2 protein-coding genes are annotated in these 854 nt (G+C 33.7%); both read right to left on the bottom strand.

Annotated features, from left to right (window positions below; translation table 11 throughout):
* A partial coding sequence (locus CD30_RS19210) for an IS3 family transposase (RefSeq protein WP_170215885.1) occupies nt 1–370 on the bottom strand: 370 nt, incomplete at its 3' end.
* 86 nt (nt 371–456) lie between these two features.
* Nucleotides 457–765 carry a helix-turn-helix domain-containing protein gene (locus tag CD30_RS20240; protein ID WP_036180855.1) on the bottom strand — a complete coding sequence of 103 codons (309 nt, stop codon included), beginning with the start codon at nt 763–765 and terminating at the stop codon, nt 457–459.
* Between the last annotated feature and the right edge of the window lie 89 nt (nt 766–854).

Below are 854 nucleotides of genomic sequence, written 5' to 3'. Positions count from 1 at the left end.
CCTCAATCGAGCCATATTTGACATCCAATTGCCATAGTTGGTTTGGAGCTGTAATAACGTGTTGCTTTGCTAGGTTTCTTGGATACGGTGACACGTTATTTCTCTTAGGTAAAAGAATATCTAATTTATCGCAAAGTCGATAGACTTTTTTAGGGTTAATGATCAATTTGTGCTCTTTACGTAAATGTTCTGTTAACTTTCGGTATCCGTATACTCCTTGTTCGGACTCCACAGCTTCCATTAAGAACTCTTCTATTTGTTCATCTGGAATTATATGACCTTTTTCGTTAACAGAAAATCCGGGTGATGGGCGACCTCTTTTGGTTGACTCTTTTGCTTTATTATCTTTGTTTTCATGGTAGTAAAACAATGAACGGGATAACTCTAAAGCATTCATAGTATGTTTTATAGAAAAACCTTCTTCAACCCAGAGCCTTGCTTCATCTAATAGCCTTATTACTGATATTCGTTTTTTTTTAAGATGTTTTTTAACATGGCTACTTCAAGCTCTTTTTCACCTAATAATTTCATTGCTTGTTCGTATTTAGCCATTAGTTCTTCTTTTGTTGGATCATCTGATAAGGATACTATTCCTTCTTGATCCATAGAATCTTGGATCTCATCTTTATACTGATCGATCCATTTATAGAAAGTAGATCTTGAAATACCAGCTTTCCTTGCAGTGGTAGAAATTTTACCCGTTTCTAAAGCCATACGGACATATTTCTTTTTTACATCTTCTATTACATCAATTTTTTTAGACATAGGTTTTCACCTCCCTATAAGAGATAAACTTTGAATTTAGTTTAAAGAAAAACTATTTTCGTGTCTAAATATTTAAGGGGGCTAAAAAG

It is taken from the genome of Ureibacillus massiliensis 4400831 = CIP 108448 = CCUG 49529 (assembly GCF_000772965.1).
Taxonomy (GTDB): Bacteria; Bacillota; Bacilli; order Bacillales_A; family Planococcaceae; genus Ureibacillus; species Ureibacillus massiliensis.
This window is presented reverse-complemented; position numbering and strand designations above follow the sequence as displayed.

What these genes read in the sequence shown, in the direction of transcription:
- CD30_RS20240 (WP_036180855.1), bottom strand. Translation starts at nt 765, where the DNA reads ATGTCTAAAAAAATTGATGTAATAGAAGATGTAAAAAAGAAATATGTC.